Here is an 18,543-nt window from a genome sequence, read left to right as displayed (position 1 = left end):
TAAATTACTACTCAAATTACCAAACTGCTGCAACATAAATGCCCGATACAAATTATGATGTTGCAGTTTTGTTTCCATGCAAGGAAATACTGATGAATCTTTTTCAAAACGCCAAATTCTTTACAACGGTCAACCATCTGAAAGACCTGCCCGACACGCCGGCCGAGATTGCCTTTGTCGGCCGAAGCAATGCAGGAAAATCCAGTGCCATCAATACTTTAACCAATCATGTGCGCCTTGCCTACGTTTCCAAAACACCGGGACGCACCCAACACATCAATTTCTTTGAACTGGAAAACGGCAATTTCATGGTCGATTTGCCCGGCTACGGCTACGCGCAAGTACCGGAGGCCATCCGTACGCACTGGGTCAAACTCTTGGGCGACTACCTGCAACAACGCCGCCAACTGATCGGCCTGATTTTGATTATGGACTCGCGCCATCCGCTCAAAGCTTTAGACATTCAAATGCTGGACTTTTTCCACATTACCGGCCGTCCTGTGCATATCCTGCTGTCAAAAGCAGACAAGCTATCTAAAAACGACCAGATTAAAACGTTGGCCGCAGTAAAAAAATCACTCAAACCCTACACCGAACGCCAAAAAATCAGCGTTCAATTATTCTCCAGCCTGAAAAAACAAGGCATGGACGAAGTCAATCAAGTGGTCGGCTCATGGTTTGACGCGCATCGCGAAGAAATCGAAAATCTTGCAGGCGAAACATCGTCTGAGTGATTGTAAAACAAGGCGGAATGAGATGAGTTGACCAACCGCAAATCTTATTCCGTCATTTGGTTTCTCACCATCGCATTTACCATTTAATCCGGGGGTATGTCTCACACATGCCCTTTTTTCATCACACTTTTTTGTTTTCACATGCAAACCACAATCTGCGCCAAATATGCCATCACAACATATCAGCAAGGCCGTCTGAAAGCGCGGCTTCGATCTCCATTATTAAAGTGTTAATTTTAGTATTGCAACCCATTACACATCTTAGCGTTTTGCTCATATTCAGCTAATTGTTGAGGCATAGAATGCATTCATCGTTCAACAACACAGTAGGAAAGAAAATTATGAAACGCATTAACGCTTTTATTTCAAAAAAACTCATCATTGCCGGTATTATTACTTCAAGTTTGGGCGTTGCCGGTGCAGCAGGTACCATGGCTTTCAAAGAAGGTATGTTTGCAAAGGTTTCCGGCCAGCAAGCAGCCGCAGCAGCGGTAGCAGAAGTGGGTGGCGTCGTTAAAGATGTCGATTACAAATACAAACAACATTTGGGCGGCCGTTACAAAGTAGAAATCTTGAAAGACGGCGTCGAATACGAAGCTTTGGTTGATGCTCAAAACGGCAAAGTATTGGCAGTAGCACAAGATGACGATCAAGACAAACGACACTTTGGTAAACATGATAAGCATCATAAACATGATAACTATGACAATGCCGAGCCCTCTTCATCGCAAAATACAGATTATCAGGCTCCTGCAGATGCTGCACCTGGCACACCTGAAAATGCAACCGCTTCCGAGGTAACAAAATCTTAATTTAAACTTTAAAAAAGCCAATGCCGTCTGGAACTTTCAGACGGCATTGGCTTTAATGCAGCATTGTTTGAAACACAGCTTCTATCAAGCCCAATCGTTTTCAGACGGCCTTTGCCTCATCTTCGCCATCAGTCCAACCCGCTTCTTTCAATTTCCGCCGTTGCGCGTCATAGCGTGCTTTTTCCGCCCAATACATTGTCTGGATACAGGCATCGCCGCACTCGCTGCCGCAACATTCCCACGACTCGGGGCGGACAGGTTCATCTAAAAGCGGCTCGCCCAAGATGGCTTCGGCTTTATTCTTCAGGGTCGTATCCATCAGCAATTTCCAAGCGTGCGCCGTCAAATTCAATCACTTCGCCGCCGCGTATTTTGGCGGTCTTACGGGTTTCGGTTTCGCCGTTACGCAACACCAGCCCTTCGGCGATAAACGCTTTTGCCTGTCCGCCGCTTTCGGCTAGGCCGGCCAGTTTCAACAGGTCGCATAAAGCGATGTATTCATTGTCTTCAAGATAGACTGTTGCTTCCATCATTCAATCCTTTTCAATAAGGGCGATATTTTAACATGGCCGTCTGAAAGAAAGCCCCCTTCTGTTTTATTTGCTTTATCCAAACTCATTACATTTGGTTTTCAGACGGCCTTTAGCTGCCAACCCTGCTACAATACGCCTTTTATTGTTCACGCCGATTTTGCCATGACCGAGCCGACCTACATCCCCCTGCGCCTGCATACCGAATTTTCGATTACCGACGGTATGGTGCGGATTAAAAAACTGATTGCCAAAGCGCAGGAATATGGTTTGCCTGCTTTGGGCATCAGCGATTTGATGAACGAATTCGGTTTGGTGAAATTCTATAAAGCCTGCCGCAGCGCGGGGATTAAGCCCGTCGGCGCGGCAGATGTATGGATAGGTAATCCGAATGCGCCCGACAAGCCGTTTCGCGCCATGCTGATTATCCGCAACGATGCGGGCTATCTGCGCTTGAGCGAGCTTTTGACGGCGGCTTATGTCGGCAAAGACCGCAATATCCATCATGCGGAACTTAATCCCGAATGGCTGGAAAGCGGCGACAACAGCGGCTTGATTTGCTTGAGCGGCGCGCATTACGGCGAAGTGGGCGTGAATCTTTTGAACGGCAACGAAGACGCAGCGCGTGCGGCGGCGTTGAAGTATGCGGCGTGGTTTCCCGATGCGTTTTATTTAGAGCTGCAACGCCTGCCCGAACGCCCCGAATGGGAGGCTTGCGTTTCCGGCAGCGTGAAGCTGGCGGAGGAACTGGGTTTGCCGGTGGTAGCAACGCATCCGACCCAGTTTATGAGCAGCGATGATTTCAACGCACACGAGGCGCGGGTATGTATCGCTGGCGGCTGGGTATTGACGGATAAGAAACGTCCGCGCGATTTTACGCCGAGCCAGTTTTTCATTCCACCGGAAACCATGGCCGAACGTTTCGCCGATTTGCCTGAAGCCCTAGAAAACACGGTAGAAATCGCCAAACGCTGTAATCTGCACATCACATTGGGCAAAAACTTTCTGCCGCTCTTCCCTACTCCGGACGGCCTGTCGCTGGATGATTATTTGGTGAAACTGTCCAACGAAGGCTTGCAGGAACGCATGGTTCAGCTTTATTCCGACGAGGCGGAGCGGGCGGCGAAAATGCCGGAATATCAGGAGCGGCTGGATTTTGAGTTGAACATCATCATCCAGATGAAATTCCCCGGCTATTTCCTTATCGTACAAGACTTTATCAACTGGGCGAAAACGCACGGCTGTCCGGTGGGGCCGGGGCGCGGTTCGGGCGCGGGTTCGCTGGTGGCGTATTCGCTGAAGATTACCGACCTTGACCCGCTGAAATACGCGCTGCTGTTCGAACGTTTCTTAAACCCCGAACGCGTTTCCATGCCCGACTTCGACGTGGACTTTTGTCAAAGCAACCGCGGCCGCGTGATTGAGTATGTGCGCGATAAATACGGCGCGCAGGCGGTGAGCCAGATTGTGACCTTCGGCACGATGTCGTCCAAAGCGGTGATCCGCGATGTAGGGCGCGTGCTGGAGCTGCCGTTTACCCTGTGCGACAAACTGTCTAAGCTGATTCCGCTGGAAGCCAACAAACCTTTGGGTTTGGATGATGCAATGAAGGCGGAGCCGCAGATTCAGGAATTGATTGAAGCGGAAGAAGCGGACGAACTGATTACGCTGGCGAAAAAGCTGGAAGATTTGACACGCGGTCTGGGTATGCACGCGGGCGGCGTGTTGATTGCGCCGGGCAAGATTTCCGATTACAGCCCCGTGTATCAGGCGGACGAATCCGCCTCGCCCGTATCCATGTACGACAAAGGCGACGTGGAAGACGTGGGTTTGGTGAAGTTCGACTTTTTGGGCCTGCGCAACCTGACCATTATCGAAATGGCACAGAACAACATCAAAAACACCACCGGCGATATTGTCGATGTCGGCACAATCCCGCTCGACGACCAAGCCGCCTACAAAATCTTCCGCGATGCGAACACCACCGCCGTATTCCAATTCGAGTCGACCGGCATGAAAAAAATGCTGAAAACGGCGCACACCACCAAGTTTGAAGAACTCATTGCCTTCGTGTCGCTCTACCGTCCCGGTCCGATGGACAACATCCCCGACTTTGTCGCGCGCATGAAGGGACAGGAATTCCAATACATCCACCCACTACTCGAAGGCATCCTCGCGCCGACCTACGGGATTATGGTGTATCAGGAACAAGTGATGCAGGCGGCGCAGATTATCGGCGGCTACTCGCTCGGCGGCGCGGACTTACTGCGCCGCGCCATGGGTAAGAAAAAGCCCGAAGAAATGGTGAAACACCGCGAAATCTTCGCCGAAGGCGCGGCAAAACAAGGTATTTCGCGCGAAAAATCCGACGAAATCTTCAACTACATGGAAAAATTCGCCGGCTACGGTTTCAACAAATCCCACGCCGCCGCCTACGCCCTGATTTCCTACCAGACCGCATGGCTCAAAGCCCATTACCCCGCCGAATTTATGGCGGCGACCATGTCGTCTGAATTGGACAACACCGACCAGCTCAAACATTTCTACGACGACTGCCGCGCCAACGGCATCGAGTTCCTGCCGCCCGACATCAACGAATCCGACTACCGCTTCACGCCGTATCCGAACATGAAAATCCGCTACGCACTCGGCGCGATTAAAGGCACGGGCGAAGCCGCCGTCGAATCCATCATCGCCGCGCGGCAAAGCGGCGGTAAGTTTACCGGCCTGTTGGATTTTTGCGAGCGCGTCGGCAAAGAACACATGAACCGCCGCACCCTCGAAGCCCTGATACGCGGCGGCGCGTTCGACAGCATCGAACCCAACCGCGCCATGCTCTTGGCAAACATCGACCTCGCCATGAACAACGCCGACCAAAAAGCCGCCAACGCCAATCAGGGCGGGCTCTTCGACATGATGGAAGACGCCATCGAACCGGTGCAGCTCATCGACGCGCCCATGTGGAGCGAATCGGAAAAACTCGCCGAAGAAAAAACCGTCATCGGCTTTTACCTGTCCGGCCACCCGTTCGGCCCGTATGCCCAAGAAGTCCGCCAAATCGCCCCGACCAAATTAGGTCGTCTGAAACCGCAAGACAGCGTGCGCCTCGCCGGATTCGTCACCGCCGTGCGCACCATGATGGGCAAGCGCGGCAAAATCGCCTTCGTCAGCCTCGAAGATTTGAGCGGGCAGATTGAAATCATGGTCAGCGGCCAGACGCTGGAAAACTGCGCCGACTACCTCAAATCCGACCAAGTGCTGATTATCGAATCCAAAGTCAGCCGCGACGACTACGGCGGCGGCGACGGGCTGCGCATCATGGCAAACCAAGTCATGACCCTGCAAATGGCGCGCGAACGCTACGCCCGCAGCCTCAGCCTCGCCCTCGCACCCGGCCACGACATAACACGCCTCGCCACCATCCTCACCGCACACCGCCTGCCCGACACGTCGCACATCCCGCTGCAACTGTCGTACAGCAACGGCAAAGCATCGGGCAAATTGAAAATTGCGCCCAAATGGATGGTAACGCCAAGCACCGCCTTGTTTGACGAACTGGAAACATTGCTCGGCAGCAGGGCAGTTCGTGTGAATTGGTAAAACTAAAGGCCGTCTGAAACTACACGTTCAGACGGCCTTTAATTTAAAAAGCGCTTTAAAAACATAAATCAATATTCGGCTTTCAGACGACCTTATTGTATAGAACGGTTATCTGAAAAGTTTATTGCATAAAGCCTTTGACCAATAAGGAAAGATAGCCCACAACAAAGGGGAGCGACAATGCCGAAACAATGTCAAGCACCCAGTAAATACATTGGTTTAATACAGTTTTTGAGGCGGTAAGCCACAGCAGTTTTAAATATAGGGCAAACCAAACAAAGGGAGTGAAAATACACCCCCTTTTTCTATAGAAGCCCCATATTAAAGGCCGTCTGAAAAACAGTTTTATTTAACGATTTCAACAGGGCCGTGGTCGTCGCAATGGTCGCCGTGTTGGTGGTGCAGACGGCCGTTGACGATGTAGTCGACGTGATCGCCGTGCGGTACGGCTTCGTGGCCACAACCTTCGCTGTGAACGTGGCCGTGGCAGGTGTCAACCGGATGGCAGCCGTCAGGATTGGTTTCATTGACACTCAGAGCATGCTCGTCGTAGTGGCCGTTGTGCTCATGGTGCAGGTGCCCGTCGTGCAGATAATCGACGTGGCCTTCGTGTTTGATGGCAGTGTGTCCGCAGTTTGCGCCGTGGACGTGGTCATGATGTTCGTGGGTTTTGCAGGTCATTTTTTCTCTCCTAATGTTCAGTGAATAGCAATCTTTCTCGATTGATTCTTTCATCTTATCTTTTTCTGATACAAACATAAAAAATTTTACAGTTATTAATATATTGTTACGATATATCATCTGTTGATATATCAGCCTATTTTATTTCTTCAGACGGCCTTTCATTTATAATTCATTTATTTTCAGCGAGAACTTCAAACCCTTCCGACCATTCAAAATATCGAATTTTTCAGCCGTAACAGGTAACATAGAAACAAAGGGATGGGTTCTTCAAACAAACAGGTACTGCAATGGGAAAACAAGCCAGACTTTATATGGTTCGCAGCACTCAAGGTGTGCTTTATGACGTATTTTTCGAGCGCGGCGTGGCGGCGTTGGCTTGGCCCATGCTGGCAGAAGCGGCGGCAAAAGGTTTTGGCCGTGAGGAGCTGACGGATATTTACCGTTCGGCCGTGCCGGATGTGAAATTGAGAACGGCGCAATCGGGCGCGGCCCAAATGTGGCGGTTTGTCAACGAATTGGCTGATGGAGATGGCGTACTGACCTACTCGCCTGCTTTGCGCCGTTATCGGGTCGGCAGGATTACAGGCGGAGCGGTGCATTGTCCGCAATGGGATGATGAGAAAATGTCGCTGGTGCGGCCGGTTGAGTGGCTGGGCGAAGTATGCCGCGACGATTTGAGCGTGGCAGCACAACGGGCTTTGGGCAGCGTGGCAACTTTGTTTGCGGTATCGGAAGCGTGTGCGGCAGAAATTTTTGAACGCGTGGGTTTTCAGACGGCCTAAAAAGGGAAAGGAAACAGCATTATGTGGAACACCATACAGGAATGGCTGAACGCTTTGCCTGTCAGCGAAGAAATCATCAAATCGGCTTTGATGTCGGTATTGATGATTGTGGCCGTCATTGCCGGACGCAGCATTTTGCTCTCGGCGCATTTTCGCAGCCATCCGGATTTAAGCATTGAAAACAAACGCCGTTCGCTGGTGGTCAGCCGCAACATTACCATGCTGCTGCTCTTGTTCGGGCTGGCGATGATTTGGGCGGCGCAGATTCAAACTTTGGCGTTGTCAATGTTTGCGGTAGCCGCAGCAATTGTGGTGGCGACCAAAGAATTGATTATGTGTTTGTCCGGCAGCATCCTGCGCTCGGTAACCAAACAATATTCCATCGGCGACTACATCGAAATTAACGGCCTGCGCGGACGGGTGGTCGATATCAATATGCTGAACACGCTGATGATGCAAATAGGCCCAAATCCGTTGATTGGCCAGCTTTCCGGCAAAACGCTCTCGTTTCCCAACAGCTTACTTCTGAGCCACACCGTGCGCCGCGACAATATTTTGGGCGATTATGTGATTCATACGGTGGAAATTCCCGTGCCGATTCATTTGGATTCGGACGAAATCATAGGCCGTCTGAAAGACGTTCTTGAGCCCTTGTGCGAGCCTTATGTCCCTGCCATCAAACAGCATTTGGAAAACGTGCAAACCCAAAAATTGTTTATCACGCCCGCCGCCCAGCCGCGTGTATCCCGCGTGCCACATGACGATAAGGTGTACAACATCATCGTGCGCTTTGCCTCGCCCGTAGCCAAACGCTTGGAAATCCAACAGGCGGTTTTGGACGAATTCTTGCGCACGCAATACCAATTAATCAATAAATTAAAATAGCCAAGTTTATATAAACTATCAAATCCCTTACAATACCCAAATTCACAATCAACAATAAGGAAAAATCATGTTGCCCGAATCAGCTCTTGCCGAAATGTACCCCGTCATTATGACCCCCAGCCATGACGGCAAATATTTCCACAACTACACCCTCTCGCTTCTAAACATCGTCCACACCAACGCCTCGCACGGCCTGCCGCTTCAAGTAATGATGCAGCGTGGCGAAAGCCTGATTACGCGCGCGCGCAACAACTGCGTGGCTACATTCTTAGAAAACAAAGAATGGACGCATTTATTCTGGATTGACTCCGACATCGGCTTTTCTCCCGATTCATTCTACCGCCTGCTTTTGGCAGACAAAGATGTTGTGGCAGGCATTTATCCGCTCAAACGCGAGAATTGGCCTGAAGAAGGCGTTCCGGCCGGCACGACACAAGCCGACTTCGAGCGCATGTACACTTCTTATACCGTCAACACCAGCGAAAAAAATGAAAACGGTGAAATCGTACTGAAAGTCGATGAAGACGGTTTTATGAAAGTTCATGATGCGCCAACCGGCTTTATGGTTATCAAGCGCAGCGTATTTGAAAAAATGATGGCAGCCTACCCCGAGTTGAACTACATCTCCGACAGTGACTATAACAGAGAAGACAAAGGCCTACACTACCGATTCTTCGACTGCATGGTTGATCCGGAAAGCAAACGCTATCTGTCCGAAGACTACACCTTCTGCCACCTCTGGCGTCAAATCGGCGGAGAAGTGTACGTCGACGTACAATCCAACCTGACCCACCAAGGCGCAAAAGTGTATCGCGGCTCGTTTGCCGAATCCCTGCAAACCAATATTGCCAATGCCGTATTTGCCCCGAAAGGCACGCCGATGCGCCTCGAACTGGCTGCACCGTTGCACGCCAATCCGCGCGGCGCAGAATAAGATTGGCCGACAGGCAGGCGGGACACTTTAATTCTGCCTGTCTGCCACCATATAACGCCTATCGTTTTCTTTTCAGACGGCCACAAGGCCGTCTGAATCCATCTTATTCAGGAGAAACCATATGAGCGACAACGTCCTGCTCCACTTGGGCGAAGAACCCCGTTTCGACCAAATTAAAACCGAAGACATCAAACCCGCCCTGCAAACCGCTATCGCCGAAGCGCGCGAACAAATCGCCGCCATCAAAGCGCAAACGCATACCGACTGGGCCAACACCGTCGAAAAACTAACCGATATTACCGAACGCGTCGGCCGCATTTGGAGCGTGGTTTCCCATCTCAACTCCGTGGTCGATACGCCCGAGCTGCGTGCCGTATACAACGAATTGATGCCTGAAATCACCATTTTCTTCACCGAAATCGGTCAAGACATCGAGTTGTACAACCGCTTCAAAATCATCAAAAATTCTGCCGAATTCAACACCCTCTCCCAAGCGCAGCAAACCAAGCTCAACCACGACTTGCGCGACTTCGTCCTCAGCGGTGCCGAATTACCGCCCGAACAGCAGGCAGAACTGGCGCAACTGCAAACCGAAGGCGCGCAACTGGGTGTCAAATTCGCACAAAACGTCCAAGACGCGACCGACGCTTTCGGCATTTACTTTGACGATGCCGCGTCGCTTGCCGGCATCCCCGAAGACTCCATCGCCATGTTTGCCGCCGCCGCGCAAAGCGAAGACAAAACAGGCTACAAAATCGGCCTGCAGATTCCGCACTACCTCGCCGTTATCCAATACGCTGACAACCGCGAACTGCGCGAACAAATCTACCGCGCCTACGTTACCCGTGCCAGCGAATTGGCTGACGAAGGCAAATTCGACAACACGGCCAACGTCGAACAAACGCTTGCAAACGCGCTGAAAACCGCCAAACTACTCGGCTTCAAAAACTACGCCGAGCTGTCGCTGGCAACCAAAATGGCGGATACGCCCGAACAGGTTCTGAACTTCCTGCACGACCTTGCCCGCCGCGCCAAACCGTTTGCCGAAAAAGACTTTGCCGAAATCAAAGCCTTTGCGCGCGAGAGCCTGAATATCGAAGATCCGCAATCTTGGGATTTGAGCTACGCCGCCGAAAAACTGCGCCAAGCCAAATACGCCTTCAGCGAAACCGAAGTGAAAAAATACTTCCCTATCAGCAAAGTATTGGCAGGCCTGTTTGCCCAAATCAAAAAACTCTACGGCATCGAGCTGGCTGAAAAAACCGTCCCCGTTTGGCACAAAGACGTGCGCTATTTTGAGCTGAAACAAGACGGCCAAACCATCGGCGGCGTTTACATGGACTTATACGCACGCGAAGGCAAACGCGGCGGCGCATGGATGGACGGCTATAAAAGCCGCCGCCGTTTCGCCGACGGTACGCTGCAACTGCCGACTGCCTACCTCGTCTGCAACTTTACCCCGCCTGTTGGCGACAAAGAAGCGCGTTTGAGCCACGACGAAATCATCACCCTCTTCCACGAAACCGGCCACGGCCTGCACCACTTGTTGACCCAGGTTGACGAAGTGGGCGTATCCGGCATCAACGGCGTCGAATGGGACGCGGTCGAGCTGCCTAGCCAATTCATGGAAAACTTCGTTTGGGAATACGACGTATTGGCGCAAATGTCCTCGCACGAAGAAACCGGCGCAGTATTGCCGAAAGAGCTGTTCGACAAAATGCACGCGGCCAAAAACTTCCAACGCGGTATGTTCCTCGTTCGTCAAATGGAATTTGCCCTCTTCGACATGGAAATCTACCATCAGGAAGATGAAGGCCGTCTGAAAGAATGGCCGCAAATCTTGGACAAAGTGCGTCAAGAAGTCGCCGTAACCCAGCCGCCGGCATACAACCGCTTTGCCTTAAGCTTCAGCCACATCTTCGCCGGCGGCTACGCCGCAGGCTATTACAGCTACGCATGGGCGGAAGTTTTGAGTGCAGACGCTTACGCCGCTTTTGAAGAAAGCGACGATGTTGCCGAAACCGGCCGCCGCTTCTGGAAAGAAATACTGGCCGTCGGCGGTTCGCGCAGTGCAGCAGAATCCTTCAAAGCCTTCCGCGGCCGCGAACCAAGCCTGGATGCCCTACTCCGCCACAGCGGTTTCGACAACGCTGCTTGATTTGAAAATCCGCCGTTTTAATTGCTGATTCAACGCTAAAGGCCGTCTGAAATGTTTCAGACGGCCTTTTTATAATCCATTCAATATGTTCAGCAAAACAAATATAAAACCATTCAGCCGATAAAACCACCCAGTGCGGAACGTCGCAACAGTTGCCAAGCTCAATATTATTCCAATGCAGACAAGCCGCCCATAAAAACAGGGCATGTTCCCATACCCTATTATTTGAATTTCAGACGGCCTTTCGGTTGTCAAAACTGATTAGGAACAATAAGTAAGCCCTATCCCTAATAAAATTTTCGAGAAAACAGAAGTCCGCATTTCAAACCCCTATCTCCCCCTGCTCAACGCTAAATTTAGTTTTTGCCCTTTTTATCGCCGGCATCCAAGCGCATATTGATAAATTCCATCATCAAATCTTTTTTCGTCCAGAAAAAGGTTTTCATTTTTTCCAAAGAATAGATTTTCCGAATCATCGCCGGCAATCCTGCATGAACGATGGCGGCGACTTCGCCATTGGTTGTTTCGTTGTCCATGGCGGCTTTGAGGTTTAGATTGTGCGTATTCAGGTAGTTGCTAAGCTCTTTCCTGACGCTGTTGCTGATTTCAAATTGTTTCATGTTTTCCGTCCATAATGAATTTTTATAATTAAATAGCATAGGATTTTAGCAAGTTTTTTGCATTGTGCATATCTTAATTTGCATATTATTGCGAAATTCACAATTTGGTTTTTGGGTAAAATCATGCCTGCAACACATTGTTGCGGCGCACTAAATCGGATTGTTTTGACTATTTTGTTTTGGCTCGGGCCGTATTGCGGATAAAATAATGGTTTTAGGTTTTGAGGCCGTCTGAAATGTATTTGTGGTTTAAGCTGCTGCATGTATTTTTTGTAATTTCTTGGTTTGCCGGACTGTTTTATCTGCCGCGGATTTATGTGAATCTGGCGCAATTAGAGCCTGGCAGCGTGGAATATGTACGGCTGACGGATATGTCGCGGCGGCTGTACCGCTTTATGTCGCCTTTGGGCTGGGGAACGCTGATATTCGGCGCGGCCATCGGGTTTGTAAACAATTGGTGGGGCAACGGCTGGCTGGCGGTTAAATTATTGTGCGGCCTGCTGCTCTTGGCTTACCAGCTTTATTGCGGCCTGCTGCTGCGCCGTTTTCAAAACGGCAGCAATGTGTATTCGCACCGCTGGTATCGGGTATTCAACGAACTCCCCGTATTGATGATGGTAGCCGCGCTTTATATGGTGGTTTTCAAGCCGTTTTAATCTTCAGACGGCCTGTTTGGTAAATAAGGAAAGAATTCATGACGGTCGAAATCGAACGCCGCTTTTTGCTGGCGGATGACAGTTGGCGCGAAGCGGCAAGCGAGCCGCTGGTGTTGCAACAGGGCTATTTGAGCGTGGAAAAGGAGCGCACCATCCGCGTGCGGATTATCGGTTCGCAAGCATGGCTGACCCTGAAAGGCTATATTTCCGACATGGCGCGCAGCGAGTTTGAATACGAAATCCCGCTGGCTCACGCGCAAGCGATGATGGCGGACATGTGCCCGTTTAAAATGGAAAAATACCGCTATCGGGTCGAATTTGAGGGCTTTGTGTATGAAATCGACGAATATTTCGGCGACAATGCGCCATTGATTGTGGCGGAAATCGAATTGCCGTCTGAAGATACCGAGTTTCCCAAACCGTCTTGGCTGGGCAAGGAAATCACGGCAGACGGTAAATTCACCAATGCGTATCTGAGCAAACATCCGTATTCGTCTTGGACGGAATAAGGGCGACAACTTCTCTGCACGTACAAAAAAGGCATGTATCGCACATGCCTTTTTTCTTTTCAGACGGCCTGATTTACCTTACCGATATTTGTATCGAGCTGCTTTCGACATACCGTTTCAAATATCGAGCAAGCCCGTGTGCTTTATCCGTGTAACCTTACGCCGGACGGCAGGCCACCATATAGTTGACTTCGGTCGAGTCGCACAGAGAATAACGGCCGCTCAACAAATTATAGGTCATGCCCTTGCTGCCGACGGTATCCAATCCGGCTTGGCGGCACATGCGCGCAAGCTCTGCCGGCGTGATGAATTTTTTCCAGTCGTGCGTGCCTTTGGGGACAAATTTCAACAGATATTCCGCGCCGACAATCAGATGCAGATAAGATTTGGGATTGCGGTTGATGGTGGAAAAAAACACCATGCCGTCGGGTTTGATCAGTTTCGCGCAGGCTTGAACGATGGCGGACGGATCGGGAACGTGTTCCATCATTTCCATACACGTTACCACGTCAAAGCTGTGCGGCTCTTCGGCGGCGAGGTCTTCGACGCGGATGCAGCGGTAATCAATATTGGCAACATGTTGGCTGGCCGCATGGGCAGCGGCGGTTTGCAGGGATTTTTCCGCCATATCGATGCCGGTCACGTGTTCTGCGCCGCGTTTGGCCATGCTTTCCGACAAAATCCCGCCACCGCAGCCTACATCCAACACGCGTTTGCCTGCCAATCCGGCATAGCCGTCGATATAGTCGAGGCGCAAGGGGTTGATGTCATGCAGGGGCTTGAATTCGCCGTTTTTATCCCACCATTTGTCGGCGATTTGACTGAACTTGGCGATTTCGCCGGCATCTACGTTGTCGTGTTGATTGCTCATGGTTTGCTCCTGCATAAAATAATTCGCCTGATTTTAGCCGATTGCGCTTCAAAATAAAATGTTTCAGACGGCCTTTGCCTGTTTATCGGCCCTATTTCAACTTTCATCCGCCTGCCCATAAAAAACGCACCTTGTGGCAAGGTGCGTTTCAATCGGTACGATTTAGAATTTAGCGCCGGATTCGTTGGCCATGTAATCAACTGCGGCTTTCACTTCATCGTCGCTCAGGCTGCCGTTGCCACCTTTGGCTGGCATGGCTTGGAAGCCTTCGATTGCGTGTTTGTGCAGAGTGTCTTGGCCTTGTTTGATGCGAGGCGCCCAGTCTTCTTTTTTACCTACGGCAGGAGCGCCGGGAATCAAGCCGCCGTGACATGTTTTACAGTTCGCTTCGTAAACAGCTTTGCCATCTACTTTGGCGGATTCTGCAGGTTTGGCGTCAGCGGCAGGCGCTTCGGTTTTCTCTTCAGGCTTGGCAGCTTCTTCAGGTTTCGCGGCTTCCTCTGCTTTGCTGGCGGCAGCTTCAACCTTATCGGCGGCCTCTTGAGCGGCAGATGCAGTCGCATCGGCAGCAGAAGCGGCTTCGTTTTTCACTTCAGATGCAACGGCTTGAGCAGCCTCTTGAGTCTCCTGTTTAGCCTCTTGGGAACAAGCTGTCAAACCAGCCATCATCATTACGGCAATCAGTAATTTGTTCATGTTCTGTCTTTCCTTAGTTTTAGTTTAAATCACTGTTTTATATAAACAGCTTAAAAATTCTAGCATAGAAACTAATCCATTCGACTTAGACTATAATAAATATTGGCATAAATCAGATTTTGTCACAAAAACAGGAAAAACATATTGACACCACACCTCTACTCAGATAGAAATCTACGCCCATTTGTCATTTGGCGTGATAATTTTCATTTTATTGTTCAATCAGTTATACTCTTGGCTTTTAATGTTTCTTTTTAAATTCAACTTTTTACAAACTTTCCAGATAATACCATAAGCATTAAAACGCTTCTTATCCTAAAAAGGCCGTCTGAACCCCAATCAGATTTCAGACGGCCTTTTTGAATCATGTTAATAAACATTTGCTGCTTGGCCATGCCAAAAGACACCAGCAGGCTTACCTATTTATGTGGTTATTCATATCCCGACTACAATTTAATCCATTGCCGCCATTAGTCTTTTGCCAATGTTTCAGCTTCAGCCCATAATCCCCGCTTCTGCTCTGCCGTCAATTTCTTAATGCCGACTTCCCGTTTCAGTGCTTCACTTTTGGAGAGGCCGTCTGAAACGATGCGCATCTCGACAGGCTTGTTTAAACGCGTGTATTTCGCGCCTTTTCCTGACAAATGCGCCGCAAATCGCTCTTGCGGACGGTTGCTGATGCCGCAATAAAACGCGCCGTTTTCGCACAAAATCAGGTAAACGCTCCAATTTTCCGCGTTCATAAATCCCCTTCCTTGGCAAAACTCTCGGTAAAAATGCGCACGGCAGCCTCGGTTTTGGCAGACTGCACACGATAAGGCGTCACCAAATAAAGGCTGATCGGCGGCAATGTCCATTCCGGCAAAACCACTTTCAGACGGCCTTGGGCGATTTTCTCCCTCACTTCGCCGCCCACTTGCAAAGACAAACCGAAGCCGCATTCGGTCAGGCTGCGGACGGCAGCAAGATGCGTGCAGGCAATGCTGTCGGCGACGTCGAGAAAATAGCTTTCGCCGCCGTGTTGCAAGGTCGTGCGGACAGGCAGGAAGTGCAGCCAGCGGTGGGTATGAAGCTGCGAGGGATGGGTAATGGGCGGATGGCGGTCGAGATAATCGGGCGCGGCGCAAATAGTGTACGGCCAAGTAACGAGATGACGCGCGACCAGATTGGGATCGTCCAAAGCGCGGCCGCCGCCGCGTATGGCGATGTCGGTTTGGCTGTGTTGCAGGTCGTCCAAGGTATCGCTGAAATTGAGGACAGGGCAGATTTTTGGGAACTCGGTTTGTAATCGCGAAAAGGCCGTCTGAAAAGCGCGAGATTCGATGACGGTGGAAGTCAGGGAAATACGCAATTCGCCGACGGGTTCGGTTTTCAGATTGTCGATAACGGTACGCGTATCTGCGAGCGTGGTAGCGAGACGGCGGCAGTATTCGCCCAAGGCTCTGCCGCCATCGGTAGGCGCAAGGCTGCGCGTACTGCGGTTTAACAGCTTGATGCCGTGCAGGGTTTCGAGGCGGTTGATGTGCTGGCTGACCGCCGACGGTGTCATGCCCAGCGCGGCAGCGGCGGCGTTCATACTGCCGTGTTCGAGGACGGCGGCGAAAACGAGCAGGGGTTTGATGTCTTGCATTCTTCTATGATGAGGCCATCTGAAAGTTTGGTTTTAACGAAGTCCAAACGCTTTCAGACGGCCTTCTATTTTGATTGTTTAGTTTAACTTCATAATCATAACAGCAAATCAGGGATTATCAAGCGTTTCAGACGACCTTACAATGCGTTCATCTAATCAATCACATCCCAACAAGGAGTCAAACATGAAAATCGCAGTCATCGGTTCAACAGGTTATGTCGGCAACGCAGTCGTTCAAGAATTGGCAGGCCGCGGTCATGAAGTGACCGCTTTCGCCCGCAACACAGACAAAGTGTTCCAAGCGCAAAATGTTGCCGTCGTACCCGCAGATGTCAATGCGGCGGACTTCGCCGACAAGCTGGCAGGCTTTGACGCCGTGGTCAGCGCGTTCAATCCCGGCTGGACCAATCCCAATATTGGCGCGGATTTTACACGCGGCGCAAGCAGTATCGTCGAAGCGGCAAAAGCGGCGCAAGTGCCGTATCTCTTAATCGTCGGCGGCGCAGGCAGCCTGTATGCCGCGCCTGATTTGCAAGTGGTCGATACGCCTGACTTCCCGAAAGAAATTTTCGACGGCGCCAATGCCGCACGCCATCTCTTGGCAGAACTCCTGCCGCGCCGTGACGTGAACTGGTCTTTCGTTTCCCCTCCTGCACGACTGGGTGTTACCGGCGGTTTCAGCGAAGACAAAACCGGCAAATACCGCTTGGGCAAAGACGATTTGCTGATGGACGGTGAAATTCCGGCAGGCATCAGCGTGGCCGATTTGGCAGTCGCCATCGCCGACGATGTGGAAAACAAAGCGCATTTGTTTGAACGCTTTACCGTCGCCGCTGTTTAATCGTATTAATTTAAAGGCCGTCTGAAACCCAAAGTTTCAGACGGCCTTTTGCTATAATACGCACATTAAATTTACCTATACGCGAGTTCTCATGTCCGCAACCCAACCCACCATCGCCGCCATCGCCACCGCACCCGGACGCGGCGGCGTCGGCGTTATCCGTCTTTCCGGCAAAAACCTGCTGCCTTTGGCACAAACCCTCAGCGGCGGCAAAATGCCCAAACCGCGCACTGCGCTTTACACCGACTTTCTCGGCGGCGACGGGCAGCCGATAGACAACGGTATCCTGCTCTACTTCGCCGCCCCTGCCAGCTTTACCGGCGAAGACGTGATTGAATTGCAGGGACACGGCGGCCCTGTGGTAATGGACATGCTGCTTTCGCGCTGCCTCGAACTGGGCGCGCGCATGGCGGAGCCGGGCGAATTTACCAAACGCGCCTTCCTCAACAACAAACTCGACCTTGCCCAAGCCGAAAGCGTTGCCGACCTCATCGACGCCTCCAGCAAGTCCGCCGCACGCATGGCATTGCGTTCGCTCAAGGGCGCGTTTTCCCGACACATACACGAGCTGGTGGACGACCTCATCACCCTGCGGATGCTGGTCGAAGCTACGCTGGACTTCCCCGAAGAAGACATCGATTTTCTCGAAGCCGCCGACGCGCGCGGCAAGCTCCAAGCCCTGCAAGGCCGTCTGAAAACCGTCCTCGCCAGCGCGGAACAAGGCGCGATTTTGCGCGAAGGCATGAACGTCGTCCTCGTCGGCGCGCCCAATGTCGGCAAATCCAGCCTGCTCAACGCCTTGGCGGGCGACGACATCGCCATCGTAACCGACATTGCCGGTACCACCCGCGACACCGTGCGCGAACAAATCACCCTCGACGGCGTGCCCGTCCACATCATCGACACCGCTGGTCTGCGCGAAACCGACGACGTGGTCGAACAAATCGGCATCGAGCGCAGCCGCAAAGCCGTCTCCGAAGCCGATGTCGCCCTGATTCTGATTGACCCGCGCGAAGGCGTGAACGCCAAAACCCAAGCCATTTTGAACAGCCTGCCCGAAGGTTTGAAAAAAATCGAAATCCACAACAAAGCCGACCTGACCGGCGAACCCGTCGCCATCCGTTCAGACGGCCTCGCGCAAACCGGCGCGGACACCGTCATCAGCCTGTCCGCCAAAACCGGCGCGGGTCTCGATTTGCTCAAACACGCACTGTTGCAGGAAATCGGCTGGCAGGGCGAAAGCGAAAGCCTGTTCCTCGCCCGCAGCCGCCACCTCAACGCCCTGAAAATTGCCGAAATGGAACTCGAATACGCGGTTCCCTACCTCGACGATCAACCCGAACTCCTTGCCGAACACCTGCGCCTCGCCCAAAACGCCTGCAACGCCATCACCGGCGAATTTACCGCCGACGATTTGCTAGGCGTGATTTTCTCGCGCTTCTGCATCGGCAAATAAAACGGTTTGCCATCAAATACAAAGGCCGTCTGAATGTTCAGACGGCCTTTTTTATCACCAAAACAAGCTAATTTCACTTGCGTTTATTTATTGGCAGCTTCTGCCATATTTTTTGCGATTTTGGTTGCGCCAACTGTCAAACCGG

Annotated in this window: 19 protein-coding genes; 11 read left to right on the top strand and 8 right to left on the bottom strand. The window is 51.5% G+C overall.

The window, feature by feature from the left end; genetic code table 11:
• The first annotated feature begins 92 nt into the window (after positions 1–92).
• A complete protein-coding gene (gene yihA, locus ACTHSP_RS09445; RefSeq protein ID WP_440346014.1) occupies positions 93–734 on the top strand; it encodes a ribosome biogenesis GTP-binding protein YihA/YsxC in 642 nt (213 codons plus the stop codon).
• 341 nt (positions 735–1,075) lie between these two features.
• Positions 1,076–1,546, top strand: a complete 471-nt coding sequence (locus ACTHSP_RS09440; RefSeq protein ID WP_318250423.1) for a PepSY domain-containing protein — start codon at positions 1,076–1,078, stop codon at positions 1,544–1,546.
• A 100-nt stretch (positions 1,547–1,646) separates the two neighbouring features.
• On the opposite strand, the gene ACTHSP_RS09435 is transcribed toward ACTHSP_RS09440, so the two are convergent.
• Both ACTHSP_RS09435 and ACTHSP_RS09430 read right to left on the bottom strand, forming a co-directional pair.
• Positions 1,647–1,865 carry a hypothetical protein gene (locus tag ACTHSP_RS09435; RefSeq protein WP_049350781.1) on the bottom strand — a complete coding sequence of 73 codons (219 nt, stop codon included), beginning with the start codon at positions 1,863–1,865 and terminating at the stop codon, positions 1,647–1,649.
• Positions 1,843–2,076, bottom strand: a complete 234-nt coding sequence (locus tag ACTHSP_RS09430; protein ID WP_002221492.1) for an RNA-binding S4 domain-containing protein — start codon at positions 2,074–2,076, stop codon at positions 1,843–1,845. The genes ACTHSP_RS09435 and ACTHSP_RS09430 overlap by 23 nt, the downstream gene beginning before the upstream one ends.
• A gap of 165 nt (positions 2,077–2,241) precedes the next feature.
• Between ACTHSP_RS09430 and dnaE the strand changes: the two genes are divergently transcribed.
• Positions 2,242–5,676 carry a DNA polymerase III subunit alpha gene (dnaE, locus tag ACTHSP_RS09425; RefSeq protein ID WP_440346013.1) on the top strand — a complete coding sequence of 1,145 codons (3,435 nt, stop codon included), beginning with the start codon at positions 2,242–2,244 and terminating at the stop codon, positions 5,674–5,676.
• A gap of 345 nt (positions 5,677–6,021) precedes the next feature.
• On the opposite strand, the gene ACTHSP_RS09420 is transcribed toward dnaE, so the two are convergent.
• A complete protein-coding gene (locus ACTHSP_RS09420; protein ID WP_049350783.1) occupies positions 6,022–6,357 on the bottom strand; it encodes a hypothetical protein in 336 nt (111 codons plus the stop codon).
• A gap of 290 nt (positions 6,358–6,647) precedes the next feature.
• On the opposite strand from ACTHSP_RS09420, the gene ACTHSP_RS09415 reads away from it, so the two are divergent.
• From ACTHSP_RS09415 to ACTHSP_RS09400, 4 genes are all read left to right on the top strand, one after another.
• The gene (locus tag ACTHSP_RS09415) at positions 6,648–7,142 is read left to right on the top strand and encodes a restriction endonuclease (RefSeq protein WP_049328318.1); all 495 of its coding nucleotides are present in this window, start codon (positions 6,648–6,650) and stop codon (positions 7,140–7,142) included.
• 21 nt (positions 7,143–7,163) lie between these two features.
• Complete coding sequence (locus ACTHSP_RS09410) at positions 7,164–8,027, top strand: mechanosensitive ion channel domain-containing protein (RefSeq protein ID WP_440346012.1); 864 nt, start codon at positions 7,164–7,166, stop codon at positions 8,025–8,027.
• A 67-nt stretch (positions 8,028–8,094) separates the two neighbouring features.
• Complete coding sequence (locus ACTHSP_RS09405) at positions 8,095–8,961, top strand: hypothetical protein (RefSeq protein ID WP_049350785.1); 867 nt, start codon at positions 8,095–8,097, stop codon at positions 8,959–8,961.
• A gap of 121 nt (positions 8,962–9,082) precedes the next feature.
• Positions 9,083–11,119, top strand: coding sequence for a M3 family metallopeptidase (locus ACTHSP_RS09400; RefSeq protein WP_049350786.1), 2,037 nt, complete (start codon positions 9,083–9,085; stop codon positions 11,117–11,119).
• Positions 11,120–11,475: 356 nt separating this feature from the next.
• On the opposite strand, the gene ACTHSP_RS09395 is transcribed toward ACTHSP_RS09400, so the two are convergent.
• Positions 11,476–11,739 carry a hypothetical protein gene (locus ACTHSP_RS09395; RefSeq protein WP_049350787.1) on the bottom strand — a complete coding sequence of 88 codons (264 nt, stop codon included), beginning with the start codon at positions 11,737–11,739 and terminating at the stop codon, positions 11,476–11,478.
• Positions 11,740–11,975: 236 nt separating this feature from the next.
• On the opposite strand from ACTHSP_RS09395, the gene ACTHSP_RS09390 reads away from it, so the two are divergent.
• Complete coding sequence (locus ACTHSP_RS09390; protein WP_003681587.1) at positions 11,976–12,395, top strand: CopD family protein; 420 nt, start codon at positions 11,976–11,978, stop codon at positions 12,393–12,395.
• A 38-nt stretch (positions 12,396–12,433) separates the two neighbouring features.
• Entirely contained in the window at positions 12,434–12,904 is a 471-nt protein-coding gene (locus tag ACTHSP_RS09385) for a CYTH domain-containing protein (protein ID WP_049350788.1), read from the top strand.
• A 157-nt stretch (positions 12,905–13,061) separates the two neighbouring features.
• Here ACTHSP_RS09385 and ubiG read toward each other — a convergent pair whose 3' ends face one another.
• The 4 genes from ubiG to ACTHSP_RS09365 form a co-directional block, all read right to left on the bottom strand.
• The gene (gene ubiG, locus ACTHSP_RS09380) at positions 13,062–13,775 is read right to left on the bottom strand and encodes a bifunctional 2-polyprenyl-6-hydroxyphenol methylase/3-demethylubiquinol 3-O-methyltransferase UbiG (protein ID WP_371464545.1); all 714 of its coding nucleotides are present in this window, start codon (positions 13,773–13,775) and stop codon (positions 13,062–13,064) included.
• A 162-nt stretch (positions 13,776–13,937) separates the two neighbouring features.
• Complete coding sequence (locus ACTHSP_RS09375; RefSeq protein WP_049328922.1) at positions 13,938–14,471, bottom strand: c-type cytochrome; 534 nt, start codon at positions 14,469–14,471, stop codon at positions 13,938–13,940.
• 470 nt (positions 14,472–14,941) lie between these two features.
• A complete protein-coding gene (locus tag ACTHSP_RS09370) occupies positions 14,942–15,214 on the bottom strand; it encodes a GIY-YIG nuclease family protein (RefSeq protein WP_049350791.1) in 273 nt (90 codons plus the stop codon).
• On the bottom strand, positions 15,211–16,101 hold the full coding sequence (locus ACTHSP_RS09365) for a LysR family transcriptional regulator (protein WP_440346011.1): 891 nt from the start codon (positions 16,099–16,101) through the stop codon (positions 15,211–15,213). The genes ACTHSP_RS09370 and ACTHSP_RS09365 overlap by 4 nt, the downstream gene beginning before the upstream one ends.
• 184 nt (positions 16,102–16,285) lie before the next feature.
• Here ACTHSP_RS09365 and ACTHSP_RS09360 point away from each other — a divergent pair, with 184 nt between their 5' ends.
• Entirely contained in the window at positions 16,286–16,942 is a 657-nt protein-coding gene (locus ACTHSP_RS09360; RefSeq protein WP_049350793.1) for an NAD(P)-dependent oxidoreductase, read from the top strand.
• 91 nt (positions 16,943–17,033) lie between these two features.
• Positions 17,034–18,398 (top strand): tRNA uridine-5-carboxymethylaminomethyl(34) synthesis GTPase MnmE, encoded by a 1,365-nt coding sequence (mnmE, locus tag ACTHSP_RS09355; RefSeq protein WP_440346010.1) that lies wholly within the window; start codon positions 17,034–17,036, stop codon positions 18,396–18,398.
• Positions 18,399–18,543: the final 145 nt, after the last annotated feature.

This window comes from Neisseria sp. P0001.S005 (genome assembly GCF_051963715.1).
This window is presented reverse-complemented; position numbering and strand designations above follow the sequence as displayed.